Source organism: Pseudoalteromonas sp. SR45-4 (genome assembly GCF_014163535.1).
Lineage (GTDB): Bacteria > Pseudomonadota > Gammaproteobacteria > Enterobacterales > Alteromonadaceae > Pseudoalteromonas > Pseudoalteromonas nigrifaciens.
Genome location: NZ_JACJDO010000042.1, coordinates 1 through 17,368 on the forward strand (window position 1 = coordinate 1; position 17,368 = coordinate 17,368).

Below are 17,368 nucleotides of genomic sequence, written 5' to 3' on the forward strand. Positions count from 1 at the left end.
TGACAGGCGTTAATAAAGTAGGTAAATCATCGAGCTGATTTAAGTTAAATGCATCCCAATTTACATTCATTGATTGAAACTGCGGCGTACTTACTTTTATATTTGGCGTATCGGGCTTTACAATACTTAAATTACTTTTAATCTTAACATCAACAGCCTGAATAGCTGCACCAGCACCTTGCACAGTTAGGCTTTGCATAGGCTCACTTGTTTGTTGCTGTGATACCGAAGGTGGTGGCGGTGGAGGTAGTGCTACCATTGCAATTTCACGTACTACTACTTTGTCCTGCATATGGTGTTCGGCAAGCTGTCCAAGCCATAAAAGCAATAATGCAGCGCTAAGTACAATCAGGCTAAGGCCAAAGGCAAAAAGCGGATGGCGAATGTTTTTTGTTTTTTGAGCTGAGTTAATCGTGTGCATATTATTGCTTAGTAGCTAGGTTAACTTGCGCAGCACCGGCAAGCTTTGCTTCGTCAATTACTTGAACTAGTAGCTCAGTAGGTACTGTTTTATCAGCTTGAATAACCACAGGGCGTTGTTGCTGTTTTAGCATTTGCTCTACACTAGAGCGCACACCAGCGACGCCAATTTGACTACCATCAAAAAATACTTGTTGGGTGTCGGTTATGGCTAAAAATATAACTTGTTGCTCAAGACGACTTGCTGATACAGCTTGCGGTTTATCAACTTCAACACCACTTTCACGTACAAATACTGTGGTAACAATAAAAAATATCAATAATATAAACACCACATCAAGTAGTGGCGACATATCAATATGTTGCCCAGCCTCTTGCTCTAGCTTATGCTTTAAACGTGATTGCATATTATTACCCTAGCTGTTTACTTAATATATGTAATTTAGGATTACGCTGCGAATAGGCTAAATAAGCTTGTATTAACCATGCAGGAATTGCGCACACAAGACCAAGTTGGGTTGTTAGTAATGCATCACCAATGGCATCGCTCATTAATTCATTTTGGCCCAATGCCATTACTTTAAATGTATCGAGCAAGCCAACAATGGTGCCTAATAAACCAAGTAGTGGCAGCGCGGCTGTTAAAATAGAGCTTACTTCTTGCCAGTAGCCTTTACGCTGTGCTTGGTATTGTTTTAGGTGCAGTAAGTCATGAAAAATAAGTTGGTATACAAATAAAGCTAATAAAAGAATAGACCAACAAATAGGGTTGCTAATAATTTGTTCAAACATTGCTTTCTCCTTGTTCTAGTTGGCTTAATTGCAGAGCAAAACCTTCTAATTGGCTATAATAAGCTTTTGCTTTACGCGATAGCAGCGCATTTAATACTAATGCAGGTATGGCAACAACTAAGCCAAGTTCAGTAGTAATAAGTGCTTGTGCAATGCCGCCTGATACAACCTCAGGATCGCCTGAACCAAACAAGGTCATCATTTTAAATGTTTCGATCATGCCGCTAACAGTGCCTAATAAACCAAGTAATGGAGCTACGGCTGCCGTAACGGCAATAGCGCCAATAAAGTTATCGAGCTTGTGTTTATCGTGTATTAGTTGATTAAATAATTGATCGTCTCGCACTTGGCCTTTTTCGCTTTGCAGGGTTAAGTTAAATAACTGCTGCTGCATGCCTGTGAACACGTTTGTACTTTCAGCTTTAAAAAATTGCTGTAATTGCATTTGCGAGTGCATTTTAACTTTACTTAAACGCAATAGTTGTATGGCTTTTAATAGCGCTATTGTTAATGCAAAGCAGGCAAATAAAATAATAGGAATAGCCCATAAACCGCCTTTTTCTAAATGCTCTAGCGGACTTTCTTGCTGGGCTTGGCTAGTTACTAAGTGCGTTAAACTCGGGTCGAAAGTAAGGAGAGTCGACCCCACACCATTTTGTTTTAAGGTGTTATCGAATGGGTTATCGTTACTTGTTGATTGTACTAGCGCTACTTTTAGTGCGTTAGATTCATCATCCAAATCTAATAAACCCATAAGTTTAGGTTTTTGTGTGCTAAACCATGCAACCGGACCTACTTGTAGGGTATCTGCTTGGGTTAATTCGCCATTATTTAGTACAACGGATTGCTTTTTAAATTGAGGATAAAGTGCCTGCTGCTGATTGTGAAGAAACAACACAACTTGGTTTAATAACTCGTTTTGATTATTACTAACCTGAGCGTTTTTATTAGCGTTATTAGTTTTTTTATTTTGGCGAACAAATCGGTTAAGTAAGTTTAATTGATACTGTTGTTGCTGTTGCCAAGTATCTAAGCGAGTTTCTAATTGATTAAGGCTTAATGTGTTTTCGTCAGCTAGTCGGCGACTAACGGCTGCTTGCTCACGTAATTTATTAAGAGACTGCTGCTTAGTAAATATTTTTTTTGCTAGAGCGGCTTGCTCCTTAGCAATACTTTTTTGAGTACTGTTAAGAGTGTGTTGCGCGGTTTTTATATCATTTAAAACACTTTGTTTTGCTTGTTCACTACTTGCAGATAACGCTAGGTTACTACTTGTTAGTAAAATAACGGCGCAAAATATTTTCATTATGCGAAAAACAGCCATTATTTATCCTCTTGCTTTATTTTATTTGCGTAATTTAACATCGGCAGGGTTACCCAATCAGCAGCGCGTTTTTTTTGCTGTACAGCAATACCTAGTGCAACTTGTTCGGCATTTATGTTTGAGTCAAACTTCCACTGCCACCCTAACTCGCTTGCAAAACCAATTCCTGCATAGCTTAAGTCTTCACTAACAAACCATGCTTGTGCTGCACCTAAGTAAAGTTGTTTTACCCATACTTCTTGTCCATCGGGATGCTTAATGGCCATTTCATGTATAGAAATACGCTGCTGAAAATCAGTAAGTAAAGTTAGCATTTTAAGTGCTGTTTGCAGCTTTTCGGTATTAGAGAGTTGTGAGTTGCTTAAATTTCCAAGGTTTTTCCAGCTAGTTAGAAGCGGTGGAGGAAGTTGTATTTGTGTTGATAAGAGCTGTTCAATAATATGCTCAAGTTGAGTTGTTAATTGTTGCTGATCATTTTCAAGTTCAGCTTGTTTAGTTATAAGCTGCTCACGTTTTTCACTTAACTCGGTAGAGTTTTTTTGTCGGTGTTTATTAAGTTCATCTAGCTGATTTTGCTCAGCACTTAGAAGCGTTAAGGTTTGCTTCATGCTATTTTTTTGCTCATACCAATGTGTATTCAATTCACTGTTTTGATTTTCTATTTGTAGCCATTTATTAACGAGTTGCTCTAATTCGCTAACGGTATCAGCCTTTACTGCTATGGCGCTACAGAGTGCGATAACCACACTCATTGGTTTAATTAAGCTTCGCATCACTTAACAACAATCCTGAAAGTTATGACGAGTAATTACACAGAGTAATTACTGTTAATTTTTAAGTGTGTATACAATATAGCAATTACACCGGCAATACAACTGATAACAGTTATCGTTTACATTCATTTGGTGTAATGGTAGGATTTTATCGAAATTAAATATGTACCTTCAATTAACAAGAGTTAAGTACTTAATAAAAACCACGGAGTAAACATGAGTAAGCCATCGAATAAAGGAAATGCCTACGTAAAGCCAATTGCAGCGGTTGTTACAGCCACGCTTTCAACTTGGGCAAGCGCACAGGATGTTCAAGAATTGTCGGTAACTAAAGCGCAAACAAAAACTGAATCTAGCTATGTAGTTGAAAAATCAACATCGCATAAATATACACAACCGCTATTAGATACAGCCAAAACAGTGACGGTAATTAATCAAGCGGTAATGAAAGATAGAAACGTAGATAGCTTGCAAGATGCACTGCGTAATGTGTCGGGTATTTCGTTGGCTGCAGGTGAAGGCGGCGCTCCTACTGGCGATAGCATGTCGATTCGTGGCTTTAGTGCAACAAACGATATTTTTGTGGATGGTATACGTGATGTGGCAGGTTATACCCGCGATACTTACAATATTGAAGCGGTTGAAGTTGCAAAAGGTCCAGGCTCTGCGGTAACAGGGCGAGGAGCAACGGGTGGTAGTATTAATTTAGAAAGTAAAAAAGCAAAATTAGACGAGTTTAACGATGTATCACTACGTTTAGGTACTGAAAATGACTACCGTGGTCGTTTTGATACTAACATTCAAGTAAACGATACTAGTGCTTTGCGCATCAATTTGCTTGCAGATAAGGGCGATGTTGCTGGTCGTGACCATGTTGAAAATGAAACAAATGCAGTTGCGGTAGCATTTGCAACAGGGCTTGGTACAAACAGCCGTTTTGATTTAAATCTAGAGTATCAACGCCAAGACAATTTACCCGATTACGGCATTCCATGGGTTTACAGCGATACGCCTGTAGCTGAGCTTACAGACAGTGCTCGAGCACCTTCTCCTGTCGATTTTGATAACTTTTACGGTAATATTTACCGTGATTATGAGGATATTGAAGCCTACTCAACAACTGCACGCTACGAGTATGATTTTTCTCAAAATACCATGCTACGTGTTCAAGGTCGTTTAGGTAAAGTGAAGCGCGAATCAGTAACAACAGCACCGCGCTACTTTTCGGTTACAACAGATACCGATATTACTTTTGCCGATGAAAAAACACGTGATACAGAAAATTCACTCGCTGCACTTCAAGTTGATTTAATTGGTAATTATCAGTTTGCTGGCTTTACCCATGATGTTGTAGTGGGTATTGAGGTTGCTAACGAAACGTTTACACGCCATAAATTTATTGCTACTACACCAGACAATCTAATCGAAGATGGAATACGTAACGACTTATACAACCCGGATGCAACAATTGCATTTACGGGTGTGTATGGTCGTGACGGTACGAGTATTGAAGCAAAAGCGAAAAACCAAGCTGTTTATGCCTTTGATACCGTTACACTTAATAAACAATGGGAAGTAACAGGTGGCGTTCGCTTTGACAGCTTTACTACTGATTATCATAATGATTACGATGATCCGAGTGCGTTAATTTCTACAAGCGACGACTTATTTAGCTGGAATGCAGCTGTAGTTTACAAGCCAACAGATAACGGCAGTGTGTATTTAGGCGCGGGGAATTCGTTTAATCCATCTGCAGAGGGGCTTACAGTTTCTTCACGTAATAATTCTGCTGATTTAGAAGCAGAAAAAAACCGTAGTTACGAGCTAGGTACTAAGTGGAGCTTAATAGATGGTCGCTTACAGACAAATGCTGCACTTTTTCGTACTGAAAAAACGAATGCCCGTACAGATGACCCATTTGCAGATAGCTCAAGTGATGAAATACTTGGTGGTGAACAGCGCGTACAGGGTTTAGAGCTTTCAGCAACGGGCTTAATTACTAAAGAATGGACAGTAATTGCTTCATACACTTATCAAGATAGCGAAGTGACTAAAGCACTAGGTGATGACGTAAGCCAAATTGGTAATGAACTGGCTCGTACTCCTAAAAATAGTGCAAGTGTGTGGACTACATATGAAATATCTGAGCAGTTATCGTTTGGTGCAGGTATGCAATATTTAGGTGAACGCTATAACGGAACTAGTGTTACTCGCTCTCGTGCTCCAAGTTATACTATTTTTGATTTAATGGTAGCGTACGATGTATCAAAAGATTTGAGTTTACAGCTTAATGCTGAAAACTTGGGTGATAAAGATTATGTTGATCAGCTAGGTGGCGGACACTTTGTACCTGGGAATGGTCGTAAGTTTAGCTTAACAGCGAGTTACTCTTTTTAAACGATAGTTTAAGAGTACATAATCATTAAGGGCAGATATTTCTGCCCTTACTTTATTTTATGTGAGAGGGCGCACATGCTAGTTAAAATTCCAGAGTTATTAACCAAAGAAGAAGTTACTTATTGTCGGGATAAATTATTAAAAGCGCAGTGGGCTAACGGTAGTATTACCGCAGGTCATCAGTCAACGAAAGCTAAAAACAATCTACAACTGCCTGAAAATAGCCCTGAAGCTCAAGAGCTGGGCGAAATTATTATGGGCGCTTTAGCACGAAGCAATTTGTTTATGTCGGCGGCTTTACCCGCAAAAATATTTCCCCCACTGTTTAATTGTTATCAAGGTGGTCATTCATTTGGCGTGCATGTAGATAACGCAATAAGGCAAGTACCAGGTACGCCTGTAAAAATTCGTACCGATGTTTCTATGACATTATTTTTTAACGAACCAGAGGAGTACGACGGCGGTGAACTGGTTATAGAAGATACTTATGGATCTCATAGCGTAAAACTACCAGCAGGGAGCATGGTGTTGTACCCATCAACTAGTTTACATCGGGTATTACCTGTAACACGTGGACGCAGGTTAGGTTCGTTTTTTTGGCTGCAAAGCATGGTTAATAGTGACGAAAAACGTGGATTATTGTTTGATTTAGATATGTCAATTCAAAGCTTACGTACAAAAGTAGAAGACAGCCCAGAGATAATTCAGCTAACGGGTGTGTATCATAACCTGCTAAGACAATGGGCGCAGACTTAAAAGCAAAGTTGTTGACTATCAGCGGCGAGCTATTAGTTATACATATTAAAAGCTGCGCTTTTCGCGTAAGCGAGCTCTTCACCTACAACACAATTGTAAAAAGAGCACAGTGTTAAATGTATCCTATAGGCGCACAATTAGTTAGCGTGACGAGCAGGGATCGTAATTTCTATGCTTTAGTGTCTTCGCATTTACCTCATTCACTTCTGTTTGTGTAATAAAGTTTTAAGTAATTTATTCACATAGAGTTTAAGAGGGCGTTTCGCTTTAGATAAGCCAAAGCGAAGCTTTCAGCAGTCAGTTAAGCGTGATTCGGTGTTTATTTATTCGTAGGTGCTTTACCTGTTAGCTCAACAGGCAAAGCTTATAAGCTACTTTTTATTTAACCCTTATACCCATTTGGGTTATTTGACTGCCAGCGCCAGGTGTCTTGCATCATAGTATCGATACCGCGCATCGCTTGCCAGTCTAGTTCATTCAGGGCTTTTTCAGGAGCTGCGTAACAAGCGGCTATATCGCCTGGACGACGTGGTGACACTTGATATGGTACTGCTTGCCCACTGGCCTTAATAAAGGCGTTCACCATTTGCAGTACTGAATAACCGTTGCCTGTACCTAGGTTATAAACCAATGCACCGGTGTTTGTGGCAATTTTATTCAGCGCTTTTAAATGTCCTAAAGCTAAATCGACTACGTGAATGTAGTCGCGCACGCCGGTGCCATCTACTGTGTCGTAATCATCGCCAAATACGGCTAGTTGCTTGAGCTTACCCACAGCAACTTGTGAAATATACGGTAATAAATTATTAGGGATCCCGTTCGGATCTTCGCCAATTAACCCCGATTCATGCGCGCCTACTGGATTAAAGTAACGTAAAATAGCAAAGGCAAAGCGCTCGTCTGATTTTGCGATATCTTGCAACATCATTTCAACCATTAACTTTGATGTGCCATAAGGGTTGGTGGTGCCACCAACAGGAAAGTCTTCTTTAATAGGTAAGCTTGCTGGGTCGCCATAAACGGTTGCTGATGAGCTAAATACTAACTTAAATACACCCGCATCGCGCATCGCATCAACTAGTGTTAATGTACCTTGTACGTTATTTTGATAGTACTCAATTGGTTTTACAACCGACTCACCCACCGCTTTTAAGCCAGCAAAGTGAATTACGCTTTCAATAGTATGCTTAGCAAATACTGAGTCTAAAAATGCTTTATCGAGAATATCACCTTGGTAAAAAGTTACTTCTTTACCGGTAATATTTTTAACGCGCGTAAGTGACTCTGATGATGAGTTGCTTAAATTATCAATAACAACAACATTACTGTTTTGTTGTAAAAGTTCTAAAACAGTGTGCGAGCCAATATAGCCTGCGCCACCGGTTACTAAAATAGTCATGAATGCTCCGTGGATACCTTTTATCAATAGTGTTGATTGCACCATAAATTGCGATATTTTACATGCATTATCTGCTTTAAATACGCTGTTATTTTAAAAAAGCTAGATTTACATATTTGATTACATTTTGAACGCTTTAAATAACACTTATGTCATAAGATTAAGTTATAGTTAATAAACAGCTGTTAAAATGAACTCAGTTATTTAGGTGTTAATACTGAGCATGCCCTAATTGCAATAATGTAATATTCGGCGCACCTTTTTGGAGAGTGATATGAATCCAGTAAACAAAATCGCAATGTTAATGTGCTTTGCACTACCAGCACTTGCCCATGCGGGTGAGTCGGCTATTAAATGGCATGATTTTAAAGACTATCGTGATGTACGCGAATCCAATCAAGGTAAAGCTTCGTACCATAAGCATATAGCGAGCAGTATTGAAGAGCATGTTGCTAAACTTGCAGAGCAATTGCCAAAAGACTACAAACTTAGCCTAGAGATTACTGATGTCGATTTAGCTGGCGATGTACGCTATGGCGGTATAAATGAAATCAGGGTGGTTAAGCCTATTTACTTTCCGCAACTCAAACTTAATTATTCACTTACTAATGAAAAAGGTGAGGTAATAAGTGCAGCAAGTGATGTAAAGCTTAAAGATATGGGCTTTATGGATAAAATTAAAATGGGCCGAGATGAGCCATTTAATTACGAAAAACGCTTACTTACAGAGTGGTTTGGTGAGGAAATATTATCGAAAGTTGATTAACTAAGCTTTACAAAAACGCCGCTAAATAGCGGCGCTTTTAATGCTTATAGAATAATAAACTTTTTAACTAAAGTTTACGTTACTTAAACGTAGCTAACAAAGTAAGTAGTTGCTGTAATTTAATAACGGTGGTTTTAAGTTTTTCTTCATTAAAACCGTCACTAGATAAGCTCTCTACGTCGGCTGCTACATCAAGCACATATGGCTTAAAGCGTTTAGCTTCAAAGGTAAAACCTGAGTCGGCTGTAAAGAGTGCTTTAAATTTGCCGTGACCTTGCTGTTGTAACTCGTCGAGTTTTTTGTCAGCATCAAGCGCCTGTCGGTAAACAATTTTTAAGTTAGCGTTGAGTTGTTCAATAATAGAATCCATGGTTTTCCTAAAGCTTTGTATTGAGTTGCCGATAATTTATTATGTAGCATGCGTATACTGTATATGTTACTTGGATTATATTTAAAAGTCAGGTTTTTAGCACTGTGCCTTGTTTAACTCCTTTTAAATTATTGCACAACAAACACTGATTAAAGGTGGGTTAATTTTATGAATATAACAGGCGGAAATTTACCGGTAATGCCAAGTTCAAGCCAAGGCGGCGAAGTGTTGAGCGCTGCATTGTCTAAAAAACAGCAACTAGCTGATGGCGCAGCTGCATTAGCACTGATTGAGGGTGCTGCGCAGTCATCCAGCGCGCAAACACCGACTAAGTCGGCGACTGCAACACTGGGTAATAACGTAAACATTTACGTTTAAATACTGCTTTAAATTAACTTAAGATCGATAGGTGTTTTACTTTTTTCACCGCCAATCTCTCTGACCAATTTAGGCACTAAAAAACCAGGTAGGGCTTCTAACAGCTCTGCCATTATTTTTATTGCTTGCTCCTCACTAATGTCAAAGTGGCTTGCCCCTTCTACCTTATCTAGCAAATGTAGATAATAGGGCAATACATCGGCATCAAATAACGCTTCACTTAAATTCACTTGTGCTGCAGTTGTATCGTTCACGTCTTTTAAAATAACCGCTTGATTAAATAGCACTACACCTACTTGTTTAAGCTTTTGCATTGCGGCTTTAAAGTCGTCGTCTATTTCGTTGGCATGGTTTATATGATTAACAAACACAATTTTTAATGGCGACCTTGCAAGTCTTTCGCATAACTCATCGGTGATGCGCGCCGGAATAACCACCGGCAGACGGGTATGAATTCGCATGCGTTTAATTTGTGGTAGTTGCTCAAGCTCATCTAAAAACCAACTAATGGCATCGTCTTTGGCCATAAGCGGATCGCCACCACTTAAAATCACTTCATTTATATTATTGTCGGATTTTATATAGCTAAGCGCATCTAGCAGGCTACGCTTATTAAGTTGGTTTTCTTGATACGGAAAATGGCGTCTAAAACAATAGCGGCAATTTACTGCACAACCGGTTTTAAACATTACTAAAACACGCGATTTATACTTGTGTAATAGCCCTGGCTGCTGGTTACTTTGCTCAAGCAGGGGATCTTTATTAAAACCACTTTTAGTTAAGAATTCTTGATGGCGCGGCATAACTTGTAATAATAATGGATCGTTTGCATCGCCTTTACGCATTTTTTTTATAAATGGTATTGGCACACGAACTGGGAACAAGCTACGAGCTTTTATGTCGTTATCATGGACTTGGCTCGATAAACCGACCATTTCTAGCAACACTTTTGGGCAGGTAACTACATTTGCTAATTCTTTTTGCCAGTTTTTATGCAAATTTGCTTCATTTCTTTGTATCATTGGCACGTAGATTACTCGAAAAAATATAAATAGAGGAAACGATGGCGAATTATAGCACCAACGAGTTCAAGGGCGGCCTAAAAATTATGATGGATGGCGAGCCTAGTAGTATCATAGAAAATGAAATGGTAAAACCTGGTAAAGGCCAAGCGTTTAACCGTGTTCGTATCCGTAAACTTATTTCAGGTAAAGTACTTGAAAAAACCTTTAAATCGGGTGAATCTGTTGAAGGTGCTGATGTAATGGATACTGATTTAGCGTATTTATACACAGACGGCGAATTTTGGCATTTCATGAATAACGAAACATTTGAGCAAATTGCCGCTGACGAAAAAGCGTTAGGCGATGCGGGTAAATGGTTAGTTGAAAATGACGTGTGTACAATTACATTATGGAACGGTAATCCTATTGTAGTAACACCACCTAACTTTGTTGAGCTTGAGATCACTGAAACTGATCCGGGCCTTAAAGGTGATACAGCCGGAACTGGCGGTAAACCTGCAACATTAAGTACTGGTGCTGTAGTACGTGTTCCACTATTTGTACAAATAGGCGAAGTTATTAAAGTAGACACCCGTAACGGTGAATACGTAAGCCGCGTTAAATAATTTTAAGCGTCGCTTTATAAAATCCTAGCTTAAAAGCTGGGATTTTTTTTGGAGAAAATATGTCAGTAAATCTTTGGGCTCCCAGTGCAAGTATTGCAACACTTAAGCAGCGAGCTGTTATTTTACGCAGTATTCGCGAGTTCTTTTATGCTCGCAATGTAATGGAAGTAGAAACCCCCAGTTTAAGCGGAGCCAGTGTAACCGATATACACTTAGTGAGTTTTAACACTCGATTTGTAGGCCCAGGGCACGCCAGCGGCCTTGAGCTATATTTACAAACCTCTCCAGAGTTTGCAATGAAGCGCTTGTTAGCGGCGGGCTCAGGGCCTATATTTCAGTTGTGTAAAGCATTTAGAAACGAAGAAGCTGGCAGCCATCATAATCCAGAATTTACTATGCTGGAATGGTATAGACCGGGGTTTGACGAATTTGCATTAATGGCTGAAATAGATGAGCTAATGCAGCTTATTTTAGATGTTGCGCCGAGTGAACGGTTAACTTACCAACACGCATTTGAACAAGTACTTGGACTTGATCCACTCACTGCTAGTTTAGAGCAATTACAACAACTTGCCTGCGAGCAAGGGTTTGCTGATATAGCTAAAAATGAAACGCATAGAGATACCTTACTGCAGCTTTTATTTTGTATGAAAGTAGAGCCAACAATTGGCCAACATAAGCCGTGTTTTGTGTATCACTTTCCGGCATCGCAAGCAGCACTTGCACAAATTTGTGAGCATGACAGTCGCGTAGCAGGGCGGTTTGAGCTGTATTATAAAAATATGGAATTAGCTAATGGCTTTAACGAGCTAACTAATGCGACAGAGCAAGCTAAGCGTTTTAATGACGATAATGAATATCGTAAACAAAATGGCTTAAAGCAAGTACCAATGGATAAGCATTTAATTGCTGCGCTTGAACATGGATTAGCGCCTTGTGCAGGGGTAGCGCTGGGCATAGACAGGCTAGTAATGTTAGCCACGCAAAAGAGTAATATAAAAGAAGTTATTGCGTTTGATGTGACAAGGGCTTAAAGCAACTTAACATGCAGGGGGGCTGTCAGTTAGTAACTAACCTCTCGCATGATCAGGATCTACGACTAGCACATAAAAAACCGCGTTTATTTTAATAAACGCGGTTTTTTTAACTGAGTACTAAAAGCTGTCAGCTTTATTTTATAAATTAAGTGTAAAAGTAACGCCAGCTACACGTGGTTCACCAAGTTGGGTGTAGGTATGATCAGCGTAACCATCAAGTGGGTTGTTGCCAAACTCAAAACCGCGAGTAGGTACTGTTTCGTCAAACACGTTACGTGCCCAAGCGCGTACAGCCCAGCTATCGGCTTCATAACCTAAGCTTACATTCACTAAATTACTGTTTGGTGCTTGCGCATTATGGCTATCTGAGAAGTAATAATCGTCTTTGCCTTCAACGCCTACCATGGCATAAAGCTCGTTGGTAAGGTTATAACGAGCACTCAGTGCGTATTGATATTTAGGTGACTGTGCTTGGTCGCGACCGTCTTGGTTTAAACCCGCTTTAGTTACAAATTTATTTATTTTAGTATTTAAATAACCAGCACTACCGCTAATAAGTAAATCGTCGGTTAGCTGGTAGCTACCTTCAAGTTCAAGGCCATAGTTACTACCAGAGCTCGCGTTATCTACATAACCGGTAAACTTCTGATCTTGTACTTGCCATGACTTTAACTGAATGTTGTCGCGGTGCATGTAAAACGCAGCTAAACGTAGAATAAATTTATCATCAAGGGATGATCCTTTAACACCAAACTCACCGCTCCATAAGTATTCTGGATCAAAACTGGTGTGTTGTTTAAAAAATTCAGCATCAAGGTTTAAGCCTTCATCTTTGGCTTTAGCGAGCGCTTCTGAGTTAATGCCGCCTGCTTTATAACCACGGGTAATGCTGGTGTAGATCATGGTGCGATCAATTACTTGGTACTCAAGCGCTATTTTTCCGCCAACCATAATGTCGTCGGTATCTTCAATAAAACCGTTATTATCGGCGTAATCACCTTGGTATTGCTCAACACGTAAGCCGGTAATTAAAGTGGTTTTAGGCCCAATAGGAGTTGCTAATTGGCCGTATACTGCCACGTTATTGGTTTCATACGTTGAGTTAAATGGGCTAGCTAACCAGGTGTATTGGCGCTCTAAATCTACGTCGCGGTTTTGATAGTAAAGACCTGCAACCCAGTTGCCGGTTTTGCTTTTAAATTGTAAATCGACCCCTTGATCATCGCGATCGCGGCTGTAAACATCAGTTGAGCTGTAACCATCAGGATGCAAACCGGCGGCGCAAAGTTGCGGTTTACTCGGATCGTTACATACCCAATCTTCATCAAAGCTATAAAATAATTCACTGTCGATCGCCGATAAACTTAAGTTTACGTCAAATAAATCAAAGCCCGTATAAGTGTTATTTAGACCAATAGCGTAACTTAATTGGTTATCTTCACCGGGTTCATCGGCAACGCTGTTACGGCCGTTATCAAGTGCGAACGTGTCGTAACCGTTGTTAATATCTATATAGTGTAGATTTAATTCTGTGCGTAAATTGGCAGTTACTTGGCTGTTTAATTTAAAGCGTGCTACTTGCTCGTCTTGCCCTTGAGTTGGCTTATTTAGGTATAGGTTATCTACATAGCCGTCTGATTTTCTACGAAAGTAGCTAACACGAGCGCTGGTATCGTCGGTTAAACCTGTACTTGCAGCAAGACCTGCTTCGCGGCTGTTGTAAGTGCCTGCACCTACTTGTAGTTTTAAACTAGGATCGCTTGTTGCTTGCGCCGATTGCATTTGGATCATACCTGCCATACCGTCGGCACCAAAGCGTGTACCTTGTGGGCCACGGTAAATTTCTACTTGGTCAATATCAAATAATAATGCACTGCCACCAAGGCCTGAGTAGTTAATGCCATCAATAACTAAACCAACCGAAGGATTTATGGGGTCAACAAACTGTGAACGTAGTCCTACGCCACGAATTTGAATATAACGACCGCGAGAAGCTCCAGAAGCAAAATTAATATTGGCAGTACTCCCAAGCATTTCATCTAGGTAGGTTGCACCTCGTAAATTAACTTCATCTTCGCTAAATAAGCTGGCGCTAGCACTTAAGGTTTGAATGCTTTCTCGTTGAAAATCACCAGTAACAACAATGCGTTCTAGATCTGTATCGTCAGCGTTGGCGGTAACTGATGCACCAAACAGTGGTAATAATGCGGCGGTAATTAAAGACAAACGTAAGTTCATTAGGTTACTTAACTCCATTTTAGGGACTTGCATGGTAGCAATTATTTCAGTACATGTGCTATAAACGCGGCAATTATACGTTAAATAATTTGGATTACGAATATGACCTTTACAGTAGACTTTAAAGTGCGTGACTACGAATGCGACCTACAAGGCATTGTAAATAATAGTGTGTATTTTAATTACTTAGAGCATGCGCGCCATGAATTTTTGCATGCACATGGGGTTGATTTTGCTCAGCTTGCCAAAGATAAAATTAACCTGGTCGTGATGCGCAGCGAAATGGATTATAAACAGTCATTATTACCGGGTGATGAATTTTATGTAGCTGTAGAGCCACAACGTATTAGCCGACTTAAATTTGCTTTTAAACAAACCCTGATCCGTAAACACGATGAGAAAATAATGCTTAATGCATTGGTAATCGGCACAGCTTTAAATGAAAAAGGTCGGCCATTTTTACCAGCGCAAATAGATAATTTATTTAAAACGGATTCTGATTGAAGTACCCCCAGATAAATCAAGGGGATTCTTGTCGTCAACGGTTTAAGCATTGTGATACTAGATCACTTTAGACTTCTAAAACCTCTTACAAGCATTTAATGTGTCGGTACTACCTACCGCCACAAATTATTTAAGCTATTAGCCTTAATCCCTCATTATGAATATTAATAGCAGCATTATGATCTCTATCGTGGATAGCTCCACATTCACAAGACCACGTTCTTATAGCTAATGACCATTTACCAGAATACAGCGAACCGCACTCATTACACATTTTACTTGATGGAAACCACTGGCTAATAGCTGACACTTTACGGCCATACCAATCGGCTTTATATTCTAACTGCCTTACTATTTCACCAAAATTAGCATCGTGGATATGCTTAGATAGCTTACGGTTCTTAACCATGTTTTTGACTTTCAATGACTCGATCCCTATCACTTGGTTTTCGTTTACAAGTTTCGTTGTCATTTTTTGGGTAAAGTCTTTGCGTGAGTTTGCTATCTTTTCGTGAATTTGAGCAACAACACGTTTTTGCTTGTTGAAGTTGTTAGAGCCTTTTTTCTTCTTGGCTAGTTTACGTTGTGCTTTGGCTAGCTTGCTAGCGTACTTGTTTGTTAATCGTGGATTATTGAACTTAGTGCCATCCGAACAGATAGCAAGATCTTTAATGCCAACGTCTACGCCTACCGTTTTATTCGCTACTGGTAGTTTTTTAATATCTTCTTTAACTAAGATACTAATGAAGTACTTACCTGATTTAGTTTTAGATACAGTCAGCGAACTAGGCTTACCAGTAAATGAGCGTGACCACTTAATTTTTAATGGCTGCTTCATCTTAGCAAGTGTTAACGATTGCTTATCAGCCTCCCACTTAAAGCCGTTACTCATATAGCTTACTGATTGATTACCCTGTTTATTTTTAAACTTAGGGTAGCCAAAGCCAGACTTAAAGAATGATTTAAAGCCTTTATCTAGGTGCTTTAATGCTTGCTGCAATGGCACACTTGAAACATCTTTCAACCATGCAAAATCAGGGTTCTTTTTAAGCTGAGTGAGGTTTTTACTCCAATCGTTATAATTGGTTTTATTACCTAAGTCGTATTGCTCTTTAGAGTAACCAAGTGCTGAATTATAAGCGAAACGAACACAGCCAAATGTATGAGTAAGCATTAGCGCCTGTTCATTATTTGGGTAAACTCTGTATTTGTATGCTATTAAAATCACTTGGTCTTACTCCTTGCTTTCTCTTATTATATATACCTAAGTATGACAATCAACTATTGGTCCATTATAATTATGACGCATAAGAATGAGGCAGAAGTAAGAAAAGGTCGGCACTGTGTTAGCGCATTACATGCACATTTAGTATTCGTGACAAAATACAGGCGCACGGTGTTTAATGATGTAATTTTAAATCGGCTAGAGGCGATACTATTAGGTGTGTGTAAAGATTTTGAAGTTGATTTAGTCGAATTTAACGGTGAGCAAGATCACGTTCATTTGTTAATTGAATACCCTCCTAAAGTACAATTAAGTAAATTAATTAATTCGCTTAAAGGTGTTAGCTCAAGACTAATGAGGAAAGAGTTTACAGAAATACACCGCAACTTATGGAACGGTGCGCTTTGGTCGCCTAGCTACTTTGCTGGATCTTGCGGTGGCGCGTCATTGGACGTATTAACAGCCTATATAGAACAACAAAATAGACCTAAGTAATGTTAATGCTACGCATTAAAGACTTACATCCCCGATATAAATGACGGGGTTTTTCATCAGGAACGATAAAATTTACACTTTAAACATGTATTTTTAACGGATTAACTTGTTAAAAATTGTTATTATTACAGTAATTAGACAAATAATTAGTAATAACATGAAATTAGCAGCAATACCCATGCTTATAATCGGTTTATGTGTTGGTTGTGCATCAACGCAAACGGTTACCTCAGAGCAGCTTAAACATACTCAATGGCAGTTATCACGTATTGATGGCCTAGCTATTCCGCCTTCGTTTAATGCGTCGGTGGGTTTTATTGAAGCACTGCAAGTCAATGGTTTTGCTGGCTGCAATAAATTTTTTGGTGAAGGTGAGCTGGACGATAGTAGCTTAACAGTTAACAAAATAGGGATGACCCGTAAGTCGTGTGGCCAACAACTTGATAAGTTTGAGCAGCAGTTACTACACGCACTGCAACAAGGCGCGCAGCTTAAAATGCAAGACCAGCAATTGGTAATGCAGGGCGAGAAAACATTTGTATTTATTGCGAAATAAAAAACGCCCTCTTGCAGGCGATTTTTAACTGGCGTACACTCAACGCTGATTTGCTAGATACTATTCGCAAATTAATAAATTACAAATACCAATTTGATACCCAAACAACTTAGCATTGCAGCTGCAGTTATAAGTGGCAAAGGTATATTTAATAATTGGTATTAATACTTGTCGGAGTGCCTAACTAAATAATTAGTTAAGGCTGAGATCGCGAAAGCGGGATCCGTGAACCTGATCAGGCTAATACCTGCGTAGGGAACAAGCTGCCTAAAATAGGACGCTTGTGCGTCTTTTTTTATGCGTACAAG

Annotated in this window: 18 protein-coding genes, 1 pseudogene and 1 riboswitch; of the genes and pseudogenes, 9 read left to right on the forward strand and 10 right to left on the reverse strand. The window is 39.5% G+C overall.

What is annotated here, in order from left to right; all coding sequences use genetic code 11:
* From H5058_RS15095 to H5058_RS15115, 5 genes and pseudogenes are all read right to left on the reverse strand, one after another.
* Nucleotides 1–421, reverse strand: a pseudogene (locus H5058_RS15095) (hypothetical protein); the annotation flags it as partial.
* 1 nt (nucleotide 422) lies between these two features.
* Nucleotides 423–827, reverse strand: a complete 405-nt coding sequence (locus H5058_RS15100) for a biopolymer transporter ExbD (RefSeq protein WP_182678869.1) — start codon at nucleotides 825–827, stop codon at nucleotides 423–425.
* 4 nt (nucleotides 828–831) lie between these two features.
* Nucleotides 832–1,212 (reverse strand): MotA/TolQ/ExbB proton channel family protein, encoded by a 381-nt coding sequence (locus H5058_RS15105; RefSeq protein ID WP_182678871.1) that lies wholly within the window; start codon nucleotides 1,210–1,212, stop codon nucleotides 832–834.
* Nucleotides 1,205–2,536, reverse strand: coding sequence for a MotA/TolQ/ExbB proton channel family protein (locus H5058_RS15110; RefSeq protein WP_182678873.1), 1,332 nt, complete (start codon nucleotides 2,534–2,536; stop codon nucleotides 1,205–1,207). Before H5058_RS15110 ends, H5058_RS15105 begins: the two co-directional genes overlap by 8 nt.
* Nucleotides 2,536–3,309 (reverse strand): DUF3450 family protein, encoded by a 774-nt coding sequence (locus tag H5058_RS15115; RefSeq protein ID WP_182678875.1) that lies wholly within the window; start codon nucleotides 3,307–3,309, stop codon nucleotides 2,536–2,538. The genes H5058_RS15110 and H5058_RS15115 overlap by 1 nt, the downstream gene beginning before the upstream one ends.
* A gap of 216 nt (nucleotides 3,310–3,525) precedes the next feature.
* On the opposite strand from H5058_RS15115, the gene H5058_RS15120 reads away from it, so the two are divergent.
* Together H5058_RS15120 and H5058_RS15125 are read left to right on the forward strand one after the other, a co-directional pair.
* A complete protein-coding gene (locus tag H5058_RS15120) occupies nucleotides 3,526–5,706 on the forward strand; it encodes a TonB-dependent siderophore receptor (protein ID WP_182678877.1) in 2,181 nt (726 codons plus the stop codon).
* A 75-nt stretch (nucleotides 5,707–5,781) separates the two neighbouring features.
* Nucleotides 5,782–6,462, forward strand: a complete 681-nt coding sequence (locus tag H5058_RS15125) for a Fe2+-dependent dioxygenase (protein ID WP_182678879.1) — start codon at nucleotides 5,782–5,784, stop codon at nucleotides 6,460–6,462.
* 382 nt (nucleotides 6,463–6,844) lie between these two features.
* On the opposite strand, the gene galE is transcribed toward H5058_RS15125, so the two are convergent.
* Nucleotides 6,845–7,861 (reverse strand): UDP-glucose 4-epimerase GalE, encoded by a 1,017-nt coding sequence (gene galE / locus H5058_RS15130; RefSeq protein ID WP_182678881.1) that lies wholly within the window; start codon nucleotides 7,859–7,861, stop codon nucleotides 6,845–6,847.
* Nucleotides 7,862–8,135: 274 nt separating this feature from the next.
* On the opposite strand from galE, the gene H5058_RS15135 reads away from it, so the two are divergent.
* Complete coding sequence (locus H5058_RS15135) at nucleotides 8,136–8,627, forward strand: DUF3016 domain-containing protein (protein WP_182678883.1); 492 nt, start codon at nucleotides 8,136–8,138, stop codon at nucleotides 8,625–8,627.
* 79 nt (nucleotides 8,628–8,706) lie between these two features.
* Here the strand turns inward: H5058_RS15135 and H5058_RS15140 are convergent, their stop codons facing one another.
* Complete coding sequence (locus H5058_RS15140; RefSeq protein WP_011327181.1) at nucleotides 8,707–8,997, reverse strand: hypothetical protein; 291 nt, start codon at nucleotides 8,995–8,997, stop codon at nucleotides 8,707–8,709.
* Between the two features lie 168 nt (nucleotides 8,998–9,165).
* On the opposite strand from H5058_RS15140, the gene H5058_RS15145 reads away from it, so the two are divergent.
* Complete coding sequence (locus tag H5058_RS15145) at nucleotides 9,166–9,375, forward strand: hypothetical protein (protein WP_182678885.1); 210 nt, start codon at nucleotides 9,166–9,168, stop codon at nucleotides 9,373–9,375.
* An 8-nt stretch (nucleotides 9,376–9,383) separates the two neighbouring features.
* Here the strand turns inward: H5058_RS15145 and epmB are convergent, their stop codons facing one another.
* Nucleotides 9,384–10,397, reverse strand: coding sequence for an EF-P beta-lysylation protein EpmB (gene epmB / locus H5058_RS15150; RefSeq protein ID WP_041454337.1), 1,014 nt, complete (start codon nucleotides 10,395–10,397; stop codon nucleotides 9,384–9,386).
* Between the two features lie 41 nt (nucleotides 10,398–10,438).
* On the opposite strand from epmB, the gene efp reads away from it, so the two are divergent.
* Both efp and epmA read left to right on the forward strand, forming a co-directional pair.
* Nucleotides 10,439–11,005, forward strand: a complete 567-nt coding sequence (gene efp, locus H5058_RS15155) for an elongation factor P (RefSeq protein WP_011327184.1) — start codon at nucleotides 10,439–10,441, stop codon at nucleotides 11,003–11,005.
* Between the two features lie 59 nt (nucleotides 11,006–11,064).
* Nucleotides 11,065–12,039, forward strand: a complete 975-nt coding sequence (epmA, locus tag H5058_RS15160) for an elongation factor P--(R)-beta-lysine ligase (protein ID WP_182678887.1) — start codon at nucleotides 11,065–11,067, stop codon at nucleotides 12,037–12,039.
* A gap of 141 nt (nucleotides 12,040–12,180) precedes the next feature.
* Here the strand turns inward: epmA and H5058_RS15165 are convergent, their stop codons facing one another.
* Nucleotides 12,181–14,280, reverse strand: a complete 2,100-nt coding sequence (locus tag H5058_RS15165) for a TonB-dependent receptor (protein ID WP_182678897.1) — start codon at nucleotides 14,278–14,280, stop codon at nucleotides 12,181–12,183.
* 102 nt (nucleotides 14,281–14,382) lie between these two features.
* Here H5058_RS15165 and H5058_RS15170 point away from each other — a divergent pair, with 102 nt between their 5' ends.
* The gene (locus H5058_RS15170; protein ID WP_182678889.1) at nucleotides 14,383–14,784 is read left to right on the forward strand and encodes a thioesterase family protein; all 402 of its coding nucleotides are present in this window, start codon (nucleotides 14,383–14,385) and stop codon (nucleotides 14,782–14,784) included.
* Between the two features lie 130 nt (nucleotides 14,785–14,914).
* Here H5058_RS15170 and H5058_RS15175 read toward each other — a convergent pair whose 3' ends face one another.
* Entirely contained in the window at nucleotides 14,915–16,012 is a 1,098-nt protein-coding gene (locus H5058_RS15175; protein ID WP_182678891.1) for an RNA-guided endonuclease TnpB family protein, read from the reverse strand.
* A 72-nt stretch (nucleotides 16,013–16,084) separates the two neighbouring features.
* On the opposite strand from H5058_RS15175, the gene tnpA reads away from it, so the two are divergent.
* A complete protein-coding gene (gene tnpA / locus H5058_RS15180; protein WP_182678893.1) occupies nucleotides 16,085–16,504 on the forward strand; it encodes an IS200/IS605 family transposase in 420 nt (139 codons plus the stop codon).
* 157 nt (nucleotides 16,505–16,661) lie between these two features.
* Nucleotides 16,662–17,060 carry an META domain-containing protein gene (locus H5058_RS15185; protein ID WP_041454338.1) on the forward strand — a complete coding sequence of 133 codons (399 nt, stop codon included), beginning with the start codon at nucleotides 16,662–16,664 and terminating at the stop codon, nucleotides 17,058–17,060.
* Between the two features lie 162 nt (nucleotides 17,061–17,222).
* Nucleotides 17,223–17,335, forward strand: a riboswitch (TPP riboswitch).
* Nucleotides 17,336–17,368 lie beyond the last annotated feature (33 nt).

What these genes read in the sequence shown, in the direction of transcription:
- H5058_RS15125 (WP_182678879.1), top strand. Translation starts at nt 5,782, where the DNA reads ATGCTAGTTAAAATTCCAGAGTTATTAACCAAAGAAGAAGTTACTTAT.
- H5058_RS15100 (WP_182678869.1), bottom strand. Translation starts at nt 827, where the DNA reads ATGCAATCACGTTTAAAGCATAAGCTAGAGCAAGAGGCTGGGCAACAT.
- H5058_RS15135 (WP_182678883.1), top strand. Translation starts at nt 8,136, where the DNA reads ATGAATCCAGTAAACAAAATCGCAATGTTAATGTGCTTTGCACTACCA.
- H5058_RS15170 (WP_182678889.1), top strand. Translation starts at nt 14,383, where the DNA reads ATGACCTTTACAGTAGACTTTAAAGTGCGTGACTACGAATGCGACCTA.
- H5058_RS15105 (WP_182678871.1), bottom strand. Translation starts at nt 1,212, where the DNA reads ATGTTTGAACAAATTATTAGCAACCCTATTTGTTGGTCTATTCTTTTA.
- epmA (WP_182678887.1), top strand. Translation starts at nt 11,065, where the DNA reads ATGTCAGTAAATCTTTGGGCTCCCAGTGCAAGTATTGCAACACTTAAG.
- H5058_RS15165 (WP_182678897.1), bottom strand. Translation starts at nt 14,280, where the DNA reads ATGAACTTACGTTTGTCTTTAATTACCGCCGCATTATTACCACTGTTT.
- H5058_RS15120 (WP_182678877.1), top strand. Translation starts at nt 3,526, where the DNA reads ATGAGTAAGCCATCGAATAAAGGAAATGCCTACGTAAAGCCAATTGCA.
- H5058_RS15145 (WP_182678885.1), top strand. Translation starts at nt 9,166, where the DNA reads ATGAATATAACAGGCGGAAATTTACCGGTAATGCCAAGTTCAAGCCAA.
- galE (WP_182678881.1), bottom strand. Translation starts at nt 7,861, where the DNA reads ATGACTATTTTAGTAACCGGTGGCGCAGGCTATATTGGCTCGCACACT.
- H5058_RS15115 (WP_182678875.1), bottom strand. Translation starts at nt 3,309, where the DNA reads ATGCGAAGCTTAATTAAACCAATGAGTGTGGTTATCGCACTCTGTAGC.
- H5058_RS15185 (WP_041454338.1), top strand. Translation starts at nt 16,662, where the DNA reads ATGAAATTAGCAGCAATACCCATGCTTATAATCGGTTTATGTGTTGGT.
- tnpA (WP_182678893.1), top strand. Translation starts at nt 16,085, where the DNA reads ATGACGCATAAGAATGAGGCAGAAGTAAGAAAAGGTCGGCACTGTGTT.
- H5058_RS15110 (WP_182678873.1), bottom strand. Translation starts at nt 2,536, where the DNA reads ATGGCTGTTTTTCGCATAATGAAAATATTTTGCGCCGTTATTTTACTA.
- epmB (WP_041454337.1), bottom strand. Translation starts at nt 10,397, where the DNA reads ATGATACAAAGAAATGAAGCAAATTTGCATAAAAACTGGCAAAAAGAA.
- efp (WP_011327184.1), top strand. Translation starts at nt 10,439, where the DNA reads ATGGCGAATTATAGCACCAACGAGTTCAAGGGCGGCCTAAAAATTATG.
- H5058_RS15140 (WP_011327181.1), bottom strand. Translation starts at nt 8,997, where the DNA reads ATGGATTCTATTATTGAACAACTCAACGCTAACTTAAAAATTGTTTAC.